Source organism: Empedobacter sp. UBA7611 (assembly GCF_002484365.1).
GTDB lineage: Bacteria > Bacteroidota > Bacteroidia > Flavobacteriales > Weeksellaceae > Empedobacter > Empedobacter falsenii_B.
This window is the reverse complement of record NZ_DLJR01000070.1, coordinates 1-16,311: the sequence shown is the minus strand read 5'-3', so window position 1 is coordinate 16,311 and position 16,311 is coordinate 1. Positions and strand designations below refer to the sequence as shown.

The 16,311-nt window shown below is 32.0% G+C and carries 13 protein-coding genes and 1 pseudogene; 9 read left to right on the top strand and 5 right to left on the bottom strand.

The window, feature by feature from the left end; translation table 11 throughout:
- Positions 1-5 precede the first annotated feature (5 nt).
- On the bottom strand, positions 6-1,124 hold the full coding sequence (locus B3R94_RS12385) for a C1 family peptidase (protein WP_280037872.1): 1,119 nt from the start codon (positions 1,122-1,124) through the stop codon (positions 6-8).
- Between the two features lie 239 nt (positions 1,125-1,363).
- Between B3R94_RS12385 and B3R94_RS12380 the strand changes: the two genes are divergently transcribed.
- On the top strand, positions 1,364-2,719 hold the full coding sequence (locus B3R94_RS12380) for an orotate phosphoribosyltransferase (RefSeq protein ID WP_125349589.1): 1,356 nt from the start codon (positions 1,364-1,366) through the stop codon (positions 2,717-2,719).
- A 73-nt stretch (positions 2,720-2,792) separates the two neighbouring features.
- Here B3R94_RS12380 and B3R94_RS12375 read toward each other — a convergent pair whose 3' ends face one another.
- Together B3R94_RS12375 and trmB are read right to left on the bottom strand one after the other, a co-directional pair.
- Complete coding sequence (locus B3R94_RS12375; RefSeq protein ID WP_291101170.1) at positions 2,793-4,244, bottom strand: M20/M25/M40 family metallo-hydrolase; 1,452 nt, start codon at positions 4,242-4,244, stop codon at positions 2,793-2,795.
- A gap of 94 nt (positions 4,245-4,338) precedes the next feature.
- A complete protein-coding gene (gene trmB, locus B3R94_RS12370) occupies positions 4,339-5,016 on the bottom strand; it encodes a tRNA (guanosine(46)-N7)-methyltransferase TrmB (protein ID WP_038337121.1) in 678 nt (225 codons plus the stop codon).
- Positions 5,017-5,151: 135 nt separating this feature from the next.
- On the opposite strand from trmB, the gene B3R94_RS12365 reads away from it, so the two are divergent.
- Positions 5,152-5,565 carry a hypothetical protein gene (locus B3R94_RS12365; protein ID WP_038337122.1) on the top strand — a complete coding sequence of 138 codons (414 nt, stop codon included), beginning with the start codon at positions 5,152-5,154 and terminating at the stop codon, positions 5,563-5,565.
- Between the two features lie 180 nt (positions 5,566-5,745).
- Entirely contained in the window at positions 5,746-6,219 is a 474-nt protein-coding gene (locus tag B3R94_RS12360) for a DUF6702 family protein (protein WP_038337123.1), read from the top strand.
- 49 nt (positions 6,220-6,268) lie between these two features.
- On the opposite strand, the gene B3R94_RS12355 is transcribed toward B3R94_RS12360, so the two are convergent.
- Both B3R94_RS12355 and B3R94_RS12350 read right to left on the bottom strand, forming a co-directional pair.
- A complete protein-coding gene (locus tag B3R94_RS12355; RefSeq protein WP_291101167.1) occupies positions 6,269-7,525 on the bottom strand; it encodes a D-alanyl-D-alanine carboxypeptidase/D-alanyl-D-alanine-endopeptidase in 1,257 nt (418 codons plus the stop codon).
- On the bottom strand, positions 7,525-8,427 hold the full coding sequence (locus tag B3R94_RS12350; RefSeq protein ID WP_291093836.1) for a mechanosensitive ion channel family protein: 903 nt from the start codon (positions 8,425-8,427) through the stop codon (positions 7,525-7,527). Before B3R94_RS12350 ends, B3R94_RS12355 begins: the two co-directional genes overlap by 1 nt.
- A 178-nt stretch (positions 8,428-8,605) precedes the next feature.
- On the opposite strand from B3R94_RS12350, the gene B3R94_RS12345 reads away from it, so the two are divergent.
- The 6 genes and pseudogenes from B3R94_RS12345 to infC all read left to right on the top strand — a co-directional run bounded on the left by B3R94_RS12345 (position 8,606) and on the right by infC (position 16,242).
- Positions 8,606-9,907 carry an OmpA family protein gene (locus B3R94_RS12345; protein ID WP_291101165.1) on the top strand — a complete coding sequence of 434 codons (1,302 nt, stop codon included), beginning with the start codon at positions 8,606-8,608 and terminating at the stop codon, positions 9,905-9,907.
- 111 nt (positions 9,908-10,018) lie between these two features.
- A pseudogene (locus tag B3R94_RS12340) lies at positions 10,019-11,070 on the top strand (tRNA guanosine(34) transglycosylase Tgt).
- Between the two features lies 1 nt (position 11,071).
- Positions 11,072-12,166 (top strand): LptF/LptG family permease, encoded by a 1,095-nt coding sequence (locus B3R94_RS12335; RefSeq protein ID WP_114998662.1) that lies wholly within the window; start codon positions 11,072-11,074, stop codon positions 12,164-12,166.
- Positions 12,167-12,345: 179 nt separating this feature from the next.
- Positions 12,346-13,596 (top strand): hypothetical protein, encoded by a 1,251-nt coding sequence (locus B3R94_RS12330; protein ID WP_280049321.1) that lies wholly within the window; start codon positions 12,346-12,348, stop codon positions 13,594-13,596.
- Positions 13,597-13,750: 154 nt separating this feature from the next.
- On the top strand, positions 13,751-15,673 hold the full coding sequence (gene thrS, locus B3R94_RS12325; protein ID WP_114998657.1) for a threonine--tRNA ligase: 1,923 nt from the start codon (positions 13,751-13,753) through the stop codon (positions 15,671-15,673).
- A gap of 59 nt (positions 15,674-15,732) precedes the next feature.
- Positions 15,733-16,242 carry a translation initiation factor IF-3 gene (gene infC, locus B3R94_RS12320; RefSeq protein WP_236688239.1) on the top strand — a complete coding sequence of 170 codons (510 nt, stop codon included), beginning with the start codon at positions 15,733-15,735 and terminating at the stop codon, positions 16,240-16,242.
- Positions 16,243-16,311: the final 69 nt, after the last annotated feature.

Genomic DNA, 16,311 nt, shown 5'->3' with positions numbered 1-16,311 from the left:
TGATTTTATTTTATACCTAATTGCTTTTTCACTTCTTTTGACAACGCATCTTTGTGCACTGTAAAAGCAATTGATTTCATTCTGAAAAATGGTTTCGACATATAAATGTGTCCATTATTTCCTAAATCTGTTGTTCCCCAAGAATTTTTTACATCATAATATTGATTTCCCAATTGATCTTTCAAAATTCCTGTAATATGCATTAAATGGTCATCTTCTGTCGAATAATCTTCAAAAGCAGCTTGACGCTCATCAGCAGAAACCCATTTTTCAGGTAAAATCTGAACAAAATAATCTGATTCTAAACCTTCTGAAGGCCAAATTGCCATTCCATACTTTTTAGAAAATGTTTTTTCAGAAACATCTGTATCAAAAGCCGCTGTATATCCTTTATATAACGCTTCGTCCAAGACTTTCATGTATTCATCTAATGGTAAATTATAATATGAACCATTTGAAAAATTATCTGGCACTTGCAAAATAAATTGTGAATAATAAGGCGCTTGCTGAAAAGATGTCAAGGTTACATAATCATCAGGATTTATTTTCAAGGCTTTTGCAAATTCTTGTGGCGTATATTCTTTTCCTTCGAATTTGAATTTTGTCGGAGGAACACCTAATTTATCATTCAATTTTTGATCAAATTTTGATTTCCAATCTGCTGTTAAATATTTTTTAGGATTTTTTACAATCGAATCTAATCCAACTTTCAAATCCTTTACCAACATTTCGTGGTTATGTTTCACATCTGTTCCATTCGCAAAACCTGCATAAACTTCGTTTGGAACTAATCCATTTTTACGAACCGAGTTTAATACATCATGCGACAAACCTCCTTCACTAAATTGTGCTTTTCCTTGGCGATATATATAATTATAAGCTTTTACAGGATAAGTAAAACGCACATTATACATTTCCGATAAATCGACATCTTTTCCTGTCAAACGCTTCACTTCCGATTCTAAAAAAGAAGTTGTCGAAAATGACCAACAAGTTCCCGTTTTTCCTTGCGAAATAATAGGAAGTGCAGAATTATTAACTAATTCTTTGAATTTGAAAGGCGTTTCTTGTGCCGAAACCAACATACTTACAAAAGCGATGCTAGCGAATATATATTTTTTCATTTGTGTTTGTATAGATTTCAAAAGTAAAGTTATTTTATGAAGTTTTCATCTAAAACGGCTCCAAATTGAATGTTTCTTAATTAGAAAAATTATTTCAGAATTTATAATATTTCACTTTTCGAACAAATTATAAATCAAATCAGTATAAATATTCAATTTTTATTCATCTTAAAATTAATTTTCGTGAAAATGCCATAAATGACTCAAAAACCTATTAACTTTGCTCAAACATTACACAGATGCAACCAAGAGAAGATTTTTTATTGAAAGCTTACGAGCTGGGAATTATAAAATTTGGAAATTTTACTTTAAAAAGTGGTATAGAATCTCCTTTCTATGTCGATTTAAGACCTTTAGCTTCGAGTCCACAATTACTAAAAACTTTAGCAAATAACTTATTAGATTTAGTTGAAGATGTAGAATACGACTTGATTTGTGGTGTGCCTTATGCAGCTTTGCCAATGGCGACTACAATGAGTTTAACATCGAATATTCCTTTGATTATCAAACGTAAAGAAAACAAAGGTTACGGTACTAAACGTATGGTAGAAGGTGTTTTTGCGGAAGGACAATCTTGTCTTTTGGTCGAAGATGTAATTACTTCTGGACAATCTTTATTAGAAACAATTGATCAAGTTGAGCGCGAAGGTTTACGTGTAAAAGATTTGGTGGTTGTTTTAGATCGTGCGCAAGGTGGATCTGAAAAATTGAAAGAACAAGGTTACAATGTGAAAACGTTATTTACAATTCACGAGGTAATCGATATTTTACATAAATATCACCGTTTAAGTGATGATGAAGCGAAAAAAATCAAAGACTTTTTAGCTCTACCTCCAGAAGCGGTTCCTGCAAAACAACGTATTGCATTGGAAAACAAAAAAATTGTACATCCAGTTGGAAAACGTTTGGTTGAATTAGCATTGAAAAAACAATCTAACTTAATTGCTTCTGCAGATTTAATTACTTCTGAAGAAATTACAGATTTCGCTAAAAAGGTTGGTGATCATATTGTTGCGTTAAAATTACATTCAGATATTATTCAAGATTTTTCGGATAACTTAATTGTTGAGTTGAAAAAAATCGCACGTGAAAAAGAATTCTTATTATTCGAAGATCGCAAGTTTGGAGATATTGGAAATACGCAAGAATTACAATTTAAGAAATCGATTTACAAAATTTCTGATTGGGCAGATTTAGTAACTGTTCATCCAATTGGAGGTTTAGAATCATTAAAAGTTTTCGAAAATACCGGAGTTATCACAATTGTTGAAATGTCTTCGAAAGGAACATTGACTGATGATTATTACTTTACAAAAGCAATTAATGTTTCGGAACAATCTGGAAATGTTTTAGGAGCTGTTGCACAACGCCAAATTCCTGATAACTTGTTATTGTTTACGCCTGGTGTTAATATTTCTTCGACTGGAGATAGCAAAGGACAACAGTATAATACGCCAGAATTAGTTTTCAAAAATTACCACACAGACTTTATGATTGTTGGTCGTGGAATTTACAAAGCTGCTGATGTAAAAACTGCGGCAAAAGAATACCAAACGTTAGGTTGGGTTTCTTACCTACAAAGTTTGAATGACTAAGATTTAGATAAATTTCAAAAATATAAAAGCAAGCTATTTCAGCTTGCTTTTTGTTTTTTATTTGGTAAGAAATCTACTTCAATATAAATTTATGCGAAACACTATTTCCATTATCATCTTGAATTGTTGCGACATAAAATCCTGCTGATAAGTTAGAAAGATTTACACTTCCATTAGAATTTTCAGTATTTATCGTTTTAATCATTCGTCCTGTTGCATCAATTATTTTGATCGAAATTGGAGATTTAAAATTTAATTGATAATTCAATATTTTATTTGAAATGTAAATTTTAGACGAATTTTTATCAATATCATTTGTACCTAAAGTCGAGATTTTAGCCGCTTCAACTACATATTCTATTCCTAATTTTGTAAACTTCGCCGCATGCGTAGAGGTTTTCCCAAGAGTTGCATATGTATCATTTACAGAATGAATGTATGGATTGCTATCTTGCATTTTAGCCTCGAAAGGTAAAGTTGCCGCAAAACCATTATCCGACCAACTAAAATGATCTGAACATCCGTATCCACATTGTGAAGTATCATACGTGAATTGATGTAAACCCGTTTTGTTGTATTCGTCCATCAATTGCATCAAAAACGAATTGAGATTTGCATCACAATAAGCATCCGTCATCAAAATAACATCTTTCGTAGAACCTTTGTAATTCGTCATATCAAATTGTACATAACCTATTACATTTTTATTCTCCGAAGCGTATTTCTGCGCAATTTCTTTCGATCCTACTAAACCTATTTCTTCTGCTGCGTAAGCCATAATTTCGGTAGTTCGTTGCGGTTTGAAATTATTTTTTAACAACACACGCAAAACTTCGGTGATTGTTGCAATTCCAGATGCATTATCATCTGCTCCTGGTGCAAAAGTTTGATTTGCATTCCAACCAACAGTCGAATCGGCATGACCTCCAATAATCACAAATTCATCTTTCTTTTCAATTCCATTAAAAGTCAAAATCAACGACTTCATTGGCGTATTCACATGATCAACGATTCTTACAAATACGTCAGTTCGTCCTGCATCAGCAATCATTTTCACCCAAACTTCTTTCAATTTAAGAACCGCATTATTTGCTTCTTGTCGTGTATGATAACGCGTTTTGAAACCTTCTAACATCAAAATTGTTTTCTCAATTTCTTTCACATCAACATCATTCAAAGCTGTTGTTATAAAAGCTTGTTCTGAAATGGTATAATTGAAAGGTGCTTTTTTCTGAGATGGTTTTTCTTGAAGTGATTGTAGTGCATCTTCTTTCGAATTTCTAAAAATATAACCATGTCCATGCGCAAATTTTCCATGTAAACTTTCAGCAATTTCTGGATGAAAATAAATAGCAGATAAATTATCTTTCGAAGATATTAGATCAATTGAATCTGCATGATTTTTTTGTAAAAAAATTGCATTCTCTGTCTCCATTGTCGCAAAAATGAAGTTTTCTTTGGATTGCCCAAAAGAAAAAATAGCATGGAATAAAAAAGGCGTAAGGAATAAAAATTTATTTCTCATAAAATCATATTAGTGTTAAAACAAATATATGATTAATAATATTTTATCAGATTTATTTGAAATAAAAAAATCCATCTTTCGATGGATTTTTTTATTAATATTTTAATTGAAACTTTATATAAGTAATCTTTTTACCTTCTTCCAAAAACTTCGATTCGTAATATGTTTGTACTTCCGTTACAATTGCAGGAATATCCGAATGATCTGGGTGATAAACATCGTGTGTAGAACGAATCACTTCGTGACCTTCAATGTGAATAACACCATGTGTATACCCATGTAAAAATTCAGAATCCGTTTTTAAGTTTACTGTTCCTTCTGGTTTCAAGATTGTATTGTAACGTCTCAAAAATTCAGGATCTGTCAAACGATGTTTTGTTCTTCTGTATTTGATTTGTGGATCTGGGAAAGTAATCCAAATTTCGCTCACCTCATTTTCTGCAAAAAGATGATCGATAATTTCGATTTGAGTTCGAAGAAATCCAGCATTTTCTATTCCTTCATCCAAACAAGTCTTAGCACCACGCCAAAATCTTGATCCTTTAATATCTACTCCGATAAAATTACGATCCTTGTCACGACGCGCCATTGCAACTGTATATTCTCCTTTTCCGCATCCAAGTTCTAACACAATTGGATTATCGTTCTTGAAAAATTCTTTGTTCCAATTTCCTTTTAATGCAAACTCATTAATCGCCTCTTCTCGTGTTGGTTGAACAACATTCTGAAAAGTTTTATTTTCGTTAAATCTTCTGATTTTATCTTTTCCCATTTCGGATATATTTTGCGCGAAATTACGAGATTTTGATTAATCTAAAAAACTGTTCTGAAAACACATAAATATCATCAAATAGTATTTATGTAAAAAGGTTTATTATTTTTGTATTGAAAAACTAAAATTAGAAAAATGGATTTTATCAAACAATTTCATAGTGGCTGGGCTTATCTTGTGATTTTGATGGGCGTTATCTTTATGATTTCAACATTAATTTATGCGATTTCTAAAAAAGATACAAACGCAACAATTAAAAAAATCGGGTTATTTACAACCATTACTTTTCACGTTCAATTATTACTTGGATTAGTCTATTATATAATGATGTTTTCTGCTTTAGAACCATCAGGAATAATGAAAGATTCTGGCTTAAGATTAACTTTTGTTGAACACCCTATGATGATGATTGCAGGTGTTGTTTTTATGACAATTGCTAATGCAAAATTGAAACGATCTACAACTGTACCAATGAGCGTTGCAGTCTTTGCAATTATTGGTTTAGTTTGTATTTTAAGTAGAATTCCTTACCATGTTTGGTTTGCTTAAAAATTTAGAATAAATTCATAGAAAAGAGTATTAAGTTATTAATACTCTTTTTATATTTTTATGTGATTTATAATTTTTTTATTCTAATTTCGTTATTAACAAGTCGCTAAAGCTTTCTTTTAAATTTTAAGAATCTTTGGCACTCGATTTGAAATAGACTTGTACAAACTAAGAAATAAAATGAAATATATAAAATATCTATTCTCTTTGCTTTTGGTTTTAGTAACTTTTAACCTAAGTGCCCAAGATTTCCATACAGCAAATATCAAGGTTGATTACGAACAAGAAACCGGAACTTTAAACATAACCGCGCGTACATTTACCAATCAGTTGGAAAAAGCAGTTGGTGCAGATGTTTCGAACAAATCTAATTTTGAGAACAAGTTGAAAGCGTATGTAAATAGTAAAGTTGATGTCAAAGTAAATGGTAAAGCTTTGGGAACTTCGTATTATGGTTATCAGGTAAATGATAAATCGACACGAGTTTTCTTTAAGTTTGATAAAATTTCTGATATCAGCTCGATAGAACTAAAAGTAGCTTTGTTGACAGATATTTTTAATGACCAACAAAACATTGTAACTTTTGATGTCAAAAACAAAAAAGACACAAAAGTATTAACAGGAAATAACGACACCGTAAAGATGTCTTTCTAATAAAGCAAAAGCCTTCCGATTTCGGAAGGTTTTTTTATTTCAAATATGCTTAATAATTATCTCTAATCACTCGCAATAACTTTTCGTTCTCATTTCGAATCCAAGATAAATCTTTGATCGAATTGTTATTCATCAAACTAAAAATTAACGTTCTTCCAGATTTAGTTTTCAAATAACCACTCAACGTTACATTATTGTTCAATGTCCCTGTTTTGGCGTAAATATAAGGTTGCGCCGAATCTTTGTATCTATTTTTGATTGTTCCCGTTTTACCGCCGATTGGGAAAATAGAAAACAAACGTTGCTCAGGAAATTCGTTGTACATTTTCCCTAAAACTTGCGCAAAACTTTGAGGTGTAAACAAATTATAACGCGATAATCCCGAACCGTCAAACCATTCTGGTTGTTGTTTCAAATCATTCAACAAATATCTTTTCGAATAGGTAATCGTTTCAGAGGCGCTCAGTTTTCCTGGTAAAGTACTCGAAGCTAAAATCAATAAATGTTCTGCCAAAAAATTATCGCTATTTTCCATCATTTCGCGGTAAACATCATCTGATTTCTGACTATAAAACACTTTCGGATTATTAACCATTGGCGTTTTGACCATATCAACAGGTTTTCCCAAAATTTGCGACAACGATTTTTCTATCACCGTTTCATTCACAATAAAAGGAACTTTTTCTGTTCGTTTTTTATTGCTGATATAAAATTTATTATCATAGAAATTCCTCGGTTCTGGCATTTCTTTAATTTCTGTCAATTCTTCAAAATATGTTGGAAATGTTTTGATTGAACTCCCATTTTTCGAAATCGAAACTAAATTTTCATGAATCGGAAACTGACTTCTTTCTGGTGCATAATCTTTTCTAAAATCGTCCCAAGTCCAACCTGGTAAAAAAGATTCTTCGTCGAAATTATTCCAATGAAAAACAATTTTAGAACCATTATTTTTCAGGAAATCTAACGCTCGTGTATTTTTATATTTTGGATGCAAAAAAGTTGGATCTCCAGTTCCTTCGATATGCAATTCGTTACCAATCAACTGATATTTGAATGCAGGAATCGAATCATTTAACATTTTCATCGCTGTATACAACGTAAAAATTTTGGTGTTAGATGCTGGAACAAAAAATTTGTTTCCGTTATAATTATAAATTTCTTCTTTCGTGATTGGATCATACAAATAAAATCCCGTGAATTGAGTGGAATAGAAATCAGAATTGAGATGTTTCTCAATTAATTCGGTCTGCGCAAAAAAATGCACAGACGAAAAAATTGATAATATGGTAAGTAAATACTTCATTAATCTTTGTTCTCGAAAGGAATTGTTGACAAGTTCGATTCGTTTTTAATAATCATTTCTGTATGTGGATAAGGCATCGAGATATTATTGTCGTCTAACGCATATTTCACTGCGCGATACAATTGCCAATAAGCCGTCCAATAATCACTATTTTTCACATAACAACGCACAGCCAAATTCACAGAACTTGCAGCAAATTCTAGAATCTCAACCGTTTTAGATTGTGTATCATCAACCAATTCATTTTTCTCTAAAACATTCAACAAAACTTCGCGCGCTTTGTCAAAATCATCATCATAAGAAATACCAACATTTACATCTAATCGACGATATTCTTTTACAGAATAATTGGTAATTGGATTGTTAAATAAATTTCCGTTTGGCAAAGTTATGATCTGTCCTTTTGCAGTTGCAATTACTGTATTTAGTAAATTTATCGACTCTACACTTCCTTCATTTCCTTGCGATACGATATAATCTCCAACTTTAAAAGGTTTGAAAAGAATAATTAAAATTCCTGCTGCAAAATTCGACAAAGAACCTTGCAAAGCTAAACCAACTGCTAAACCAACACCTCCTAAAGCTGCAACAAAACCAGAAGCATTAAAACCTAATCGACCTACAACAAAAGTTAATACAATAGCTTTGAATAATATATTAAGAATTGGAATTAAAAACGTACGAATTGATAAATCGACATTTCGTGCAACCATTCTTTTTTCGATTAACTTGACAAGTTTACCTGTTACCCAAAAACCAATTATTAAGGTTAATAAAGCAGAAACTAAGCTCCATCCAACTTCAGAGCCTTTCGTTAATAACCATTGTGTAAAGTTTTCTAAATCCTTAAATGGTGTTGTTATTACATCTTGCAAACTATCTACCTTGTCTTGCTCTTGCATAATTATTCTTTTTTATTAGTAATTCAGTTGATAAAATTAGTTCCAATCTAACATCTTTTCAAAAAAATAGAAAAATTATCATTTTTTTTAACTAATTTTAATAAATATGAATATTGGTACAATATTCGTTAAGAACAAATTACAACTTAAAAAAGGCTATAATTAAAAATTAAAATCTATGAACATTATTGAATTAGTAAAAGGGTATATTACCCCAGATTTGATCTCGAAAACTTCATCAGAATTAGGTGAAAATGAATCGGGAATTTCTAAAGCAATCAATGCATTTATTCCTATTCTTTTAGGAGGTGTTTTAGAAAAAAAGAATTCTACTACAGGCTTATTTCATACCATCAAATCTTTTGGTGCTTCTCGTGGATTAGCAAATATTTCGACAGAACAAGAAACACCAGACACGATTAAAGAATTAATCAATGTTATTTTTGGTTCGAATGCGCAACCAATCGTTTCTAAAATTGCTGAATATGCAGGAATTTCGACAGGTTCATCTTCAAAATTATTAGACTTAACTGCATTAACAACTTTTGGATCTATTGGGAAAGAAGCCGAATTTAACAATGTAACAGAAGCTGATTTCTTTTCATCTTTAGGAGGAATTAAAGATAAAATTTTAGGATTAATCCCAACTGGCTTAGGACTTGGAGCTTTAGGTTTAGGAACAATGTTTAATGATGCGCCTAAAATCACTGAAACAATAGATGTTGCAAAAGATCATGTAACTGAAACTATTACAGAAACAAGAAAAGTAGTTGATGTAGAACCGGAAGAAAAACCTTATGTAGCGCCAGTTGATGCTTACGCAGAAACTCATAACAACAATGATGGCGGAGGTTTTTGGAAATGGTTAATTCCATTAATTTTAGTTGCTTTAGCGGCCTTTTTCTTATTAAAAAAATGCAATAAGAACGAAGAAAAAACAGTTGTTACAGAAGAAACTGAAATTGTGGTTGATTCATTGAATACAGATTCGCTTAACGCTGCACCGAAAGAATTATCTGATATCGATTTAGATGGTGTTGCTTTGAAAGGATACGCAAATGGATTAGAAGATCAAATTATCAAATTTATCAAAGCTCCAGATTTTGCAACAATGTCAGAAGATCAATTAAAAGAAAAATGGTTCAACTTTGATAATGTAAATTTCGTTTTTGGTAAAACTGATCAATTAGAACCAGGTTCTGAAATTCAATTAGACAATGTTGCTGCAATTTTGAAAAAATATCCAACTGCAAAAATTAAGCTTGGAGCGTACACAGATAAAGTTGGTGATGATGAGAAAAACAAAGAAATCTCTCAAAAAAGAGCAGATTACTTAAAAGCTGAATTAACAAAACGTGGTGTTGGTGCGCAAATTATTGCTGCCGAAGGTTACGGAGAAGAATTTGCAAAAGTAGCTGAAACAGCTTCTGACGCAGAAAGAGCTTCTGATCGCAAAATGTCATTACGTTTTACAAAATAGTCATTTCATAAAATTTACAAATAAGGGTAAAAGCAATTTTATCCTTATTTTTTTGTTATTTTTTTCGAAACCAACTCGCAACAAGCTAAACAATTAATATCTTTGCACACTATGAAATTTTCAATCGATAAAAAAGACGAATTTTCTAAGGCAAGAGCCGGTGTTGTAGAAACCGATCATGGTAAAATCGAAACACCTATTTTTATGCCAGTTGGTACGGTTGGTACAGTAAAATCTGTTCACCAACGTGAATTAGAAGAAGATATTAAAGCCCAAATCATTCTTGGAAATACTTATCATTTGTATTTGCGTCCAGGAACTGATATTTTGCACAGAGCGGGTGGATTACATAAATTTATGAATTGGCAAAAACCAATTNNCATATCGATGGTTCTTACCACATGTTTACGCCAGAAAAATCAATGGAAATTCAGCGTTATATCGGAGCTGATATTTTTATGGCTTTTGATGAATTAACAGGAATTCCAGCAAAATATCACGATGCAAAACGTGCGATGCATGTCACACATCGTTGGTTGGAGCGTTGTAGAACTTGGTTAAACAATAATCCTGAATATTACGATCACAAACAAACGCTTTTCCCAATTGTACAAGGAAATGATTTCAAAGATTTGCGTCAAGAATCAGCAAAATATATTGCGGATTTCGGTGCAGAAGGAAATGCTATTGGTGGATTATCTGTTGGTGAACCAGAACCTGTGATGTACGAAATGACGGATATCGTAACCGAAATTCTTCCACAAGACAAACCTCGTTATTTAATGGGAGTTGGAACACCTTGGAATATCATCGAATGTATTGCTTTAGGAGTTGATATGTTCGACTGTGTTATGCCAACTCGTAATGCGCGTAACGCCATGTTGTTCACGTGGAATGGTGTTATGAATATGAAAAATGCAAAATGGAAAGATTGTTTTGAACCATTAGACGAAAACGGGACTAGCTATGTGGATAGTTATTACACAAAAGCCTATGTTCGTCATTTGTTCAATGCCAACGAAGCGTTAGGAAAACAAATTGCATCTGTTCATAACCTTGCGTTTTATTTAGATTTGGTAAGAGTTGCAAGACAGCATATCTTAGCAGGAGATTTCGCTCAATGGAAAGAACAAATTGTTCCACAATTAAAACAACGTCTGTAGTTTGAAAATAATTGATAAATACATCATCCGAAACTTTATCGGAACCTTTATCTTCATGGTTTTGATTTTGTCTACTATCGCTGTTATTGTCGATCTTAGTCAAAAATTAGGACGTATTAATGATAGTGGTTCTACAGCTTTTTCGGCTTTAACCCAATTTTACCCTTATTGGTCTATTTGGATTATCAACACCTTTTTACCAATTGCCGTTTTTATCACTGTGATTTATTTTACATCACGACTTACGATGCAAACCGAAATTGTAGGTGTGCTTTCGGGTGGTATTAGTTTTTATCGATTTACACTTCCATATATTTGGGTTGCTATATTTTTAGCTGTTTCTGCTTTGGTAGTAGGAAATGTGGTTTTGCCTTGGGCAAATATCAAAAAAAATAAATACCAATACACCCATTTATTGAGTAATAACGACAAGGAAGAATATTATAAACGACAACGTATCGGTTCGCAAATTTCTCCTGATGAGTTTGTTTTTGTAGATAGTTATGACAGAACAGAAAAATTAGGAAGTTCTTTTATGTATCAAAAATTTGATTCGACTGAGTTGAAAAAACAAATCATCGCTTCAAGTTTTAATTGGAATGATAAAGATTCTACTTATGCATTAATGAGTGTTTACACACGCGAAATTAACAAGGATAAAACCGAAAAGTTAAATTACGAAGCCAATACAAATTTGAAGTTACCAGCTTCTCCTGATGAAATTTTACCAGAAGAATATGTTGCTGAAACAATGAATACCTTCGAATTAAATGAATTTATTCAGAAACAAAAAGCAAAAGGTTCTGCCAATGTAAATACATACGAAAATGAATTAAATAACCGTTTGAGCGTACCATTTTCAACTATTATTTTGACACTTTTAGCTTTATCGCTTTCATCTAAAAAACGTCGTGGAGGAATCGGAATCAATCTTGCAGTTGGTATTTCGTTAGCGTTTGTCTACATTTTCTTCTCGCAAACAACGTCTACGTTTTCCGAAAAAGGATATGTTTCGCCACTTGTCGCCTCATGGATACCAAACATCGTCTTCGGATTACTAACTTTGTTTTTATATTTCAGACGAGCACGTTCATAAAATATTTCAAAATCCAGTTTCGAAAAGAACTGGATTTTTTATTTGACATTAAACCAATTATATTTTTAATTAAAAGAAATAAAATTTTTTATTCAATTGATAATAATTAACTTTAAGACATTCTAAATTAATCCCTTAGATTTAAAAAAAGTTGAAGTGTAAAACTAAAATCAATTGATATGAAAAAAAATTTACTCCTTTTATTTTTAATCCTTTCGGTTTCTATTTTTTCACAAGAAACATTAAATACGATGTTTTATAATGTGTTCAAATTTCCGAATTCACTTCCTCAAAATCGTCAATTGATCTTAAGAGATATTTTAGACGAATACAAACCAGATTTATTTATGATTTGTGAATTAGTAACAGAAAATGGCGCTGATTTAATCTTAAATACATCTTTGCAAAATCAACCTGATAAATTTGCTCGCGCACTTTTTGTGGCTGATACAACGAAATTAGATGATCCGTTACAAACAATGGTTTTTTATAATACACGTAAATTGACGTTGGTTAATCAACAAAAAATCCCAACAGTTTATCGCGACATCAATCAATATTCTTTTCAATTAAATATTACTTCAAACGATCCCATTCATTTAGAAGTTTTTGTTGCGCATCTAAAATCAAGTACAGGACCTGCAAATCGTCAAATGCGTTTGGAAATGGTGCAAGAAGTCACAAAATCCTTGAAAAAATTAACGCAACCTAATACATATGTTCTTTTTGCTGGAGATTTTAATTTTTATAATTCATCAGAACCAGCTTATCAAGAAATTATCAATCCGGCAAATGCTATTTTGATGATTGATCCATTAAATGCACTTGGAAATTGGCAAGACAATCCAGCTTTTAGTTATTTACATACACAAAGTACACGCGTTTCTAACATAGGTTTTGGAAGCGGAACTAATGCAGGGGCAAGTGGCGGTTTAGATGATCGTTTTGATTTTATTATGATGAGTGAAAATTTCAAAAACAGCTCACGTTTTTCTTTTATAAACGATAGTTATAAAGCGTATGGAAATAATGGAGATTGTTTGAATAAAGATGTTAAAGATCCTGATTGTACAGGCATTTACTCTCAAACTCTACGAACTAATTTGTACAATATGAGCGATCATTTACCTGTTGTGATGCAATTTAAAATTCATGAGAGTTTAAGTACAAAATCAATTGAATCAAAACCTTTTATCTGGTTAAAATCAGCAAATATTACGAATGATAAAATTATAATTGGTATTGATAAAACACAATTAAATACTCAAAATAATATACTTTTCATTTACAATTCAGTTGGACAAAGTGTACAATCGGTTCGTATTAATAATCAATCAAATATAACGATTAATTGTCAAGGATTAGCGGCTGGAATTTATTATATTAAAACAAAAGAATCAAACGAAATTTTAAAGTTTATAAAGAGATAATTCAATATTAATTTTATCGAAAACAAGATAATTTCATTCAAAACAATAGCTCAACTATTTACTTAATATTTTAGCTAAAATCAACCCTTTAAAAATTTCGTCAACTTACAGAAAATTCGTAATTTTGCATCCTAGTACAAATTCTAAAAGTAAGATGATAAACATTTCTCTTCCAGATGGAAGTGTAAGACAGTATGAGAGTGGCGTAACTCCTATGGACGTGGCGCTAAGCATTAGTGAAGGTTTAGCACGTAATGTAATTTCGGCTATAGTAAACGATCAACAAGTTGAAACAACAACCCCAATCACCACAGATGCAACGATCAAATTGTTAACCTGGAATGATGAAATGGGTAAAAAAGCTTTTTGGCATTCATCTGCTCACTTATTAGCGCAAGCTATTTTAGAGTTTTATCCAAATGCTAAATTAACTATTGGACCTGCTATTGACAAAGGTTTCTATTACGATGTTGATTTTGGTGAGGATAAATTTACAGAAGCTGATTTTGCGAAAGTAGAAAAAGCAATGTTAGAGAATGCAAAGAAAAAAGCTGAATTCAAATTATATTCAGTTTCAAAAGCAGAAGCATTAGAGACATACAAAGACAATGAATACAAAACAGAATTAATCTCTAATCTACAAGATGGAGATATTACATTCTGTACACACGATAATTTTACAGATTTATGTCGTGGTGGACACATTCCAAACACTGGAATTGTGAAAGCTGCAAAAATCTTGAATGTTGCGGGAGCCTATTGGCGTGGAGATGAGAAAAACAAGATGTTGACTCGTGTTTATGGTATTACATTCCCAAAACAAAAAGATTTAACAGAATATCTTGAGTTATTAGAAGAAGCAAAAAAACGTGATCACCGTAAATTAGGGAAAGAATTAGGTTTATTTGCTTTCTCTGAAAAAGTTGGTGCAGGTTTACCTCTTTGGTTACCAAAAGGAGCTGCTTTGAGAAGAAAATTAGAAAACTTCTTATTGAAAGAGCAACAAAAAATGGGTTACGAAATGGTAATTTCTCCACACATTGGTCAAAAAGAATTGTATGTAACTTCTGGTCACTATGCAAAATATGGTGCAGATAGTTTTCAGCCAATTAAAACGCCAAACGAAGGAGAAGAATTCTTGTTAAAACCAATGAACTGTCCACATCACTGTGAGATTTACAAAACATCTCAATGGTCGTACCGCGATTTACCAAAACGTTATGCAGAGTTTGGTACAGTTTATCGTTACGAACAATCAGGAGAATTACACGGTTTAACGCGTGTTCGTGGATTTACTCAAGATGATGCTCACTTATTCTGTACACCAGATCAATTATTAGAAGAATTCAAAAAAGTAATTGATTTAGTATTATATGTATTTACAAATCTTGGATTTGATAATTATTCGGCTCAAATCTCATTAAGAGATCCAGAGAATAAAGAAAAATACATCGGATCTGATGAAAACTGGGAAAAAGCTGAACAAGCAATTATCACAGCATCAGCAGAAAAAGGTTTACCAACAGTTGTAGAATATGGCGAAGCTGCATTCTATGGACCTAAGTTAGACTTTATGGTGAAAGATGCATTAGGACGTCAATGGCAATTAGGAACAATCCAAGTGGATTATAATTTACCAGATCGTTTTGATTTAACTTACACTGGAGCAGACAACGAAAAACACAGACCAGTAATGATTCACCGTGCGCCATTTGGCTCTATGGAACGTTTCATTGCCATTTTGTTAGAAAATACAGCAGGTAATTTACCACTTTGGTTAACACCAGATTTATTCACAATTTTACCAATTAGTGAAAAATATGTGGAATATGGAGAAAAAGTATTAAATTTGCTGGCCGAAGAAGAAATTAACGGACTGATTGACAGTAGAAACGAGAAAACTGGTAAAAAAATCCGTGATGCCGAAATCGGTAAAATTCCTTTCATGTTAATCATCGGTGAAAAAGAAGCAGAAAACGGTACAGTTTCTGTAAGAAGACACGGAGAAGGTGATTTAGGAGAGATGACGATTCAAGCGTTTATCGACTTCATGAAAGAACAAATCAAATTAAAATAATTTAAAACAGAATAACTATCGCAATTAGAAGAAAAGGCGGCAGAGGTCCAGCCAGAGTAATTAAGGAAGATCAACACAAGATCAATGATAAGATTGACGCGAAAGAAGTACGCGTTGTTGGAGAAGGTATAGAACCTGGTGTATATCCAATAGCTAAAGCTTTAGAACTTGCAGAAGAACAAGGTTTAGATTTGGTAATGATCAGTGAAAAAGCCATTCCACCTGTTTGTCGTGTCGTAGAGTACAAAAAATTCTTATACGAACAAAAGAAAAAAGAAAAAGAACTTAAAGCTAAACAGCAGAAAGTTGTCGTGAAAGAAATTCGTTTCGGTCCTCAAACAGATGATCATGATTACGAATTCAAAAGACGTCACGCAAGATCTTTCTTAGAAGAAGGTTCAAAATTGAAAGCATATGTTTTCTTCAAAGGACGTTCTATTATCTTTAAAGATCAAGGAGAAATCTTATTGTTACGTTTAGCTCAAGAATTGGAAGATGTTGGAAAAGTAGAACAAATGCCAAAACTTGAAGGTAAAAGAATGATTATGATGATGGGACCTAAGAAATAATTAGGTTCTTATCATCTTACAAAAAATAAAAAACGTTTTAATTTTAAATATTTGTAATCATGCCAAAAT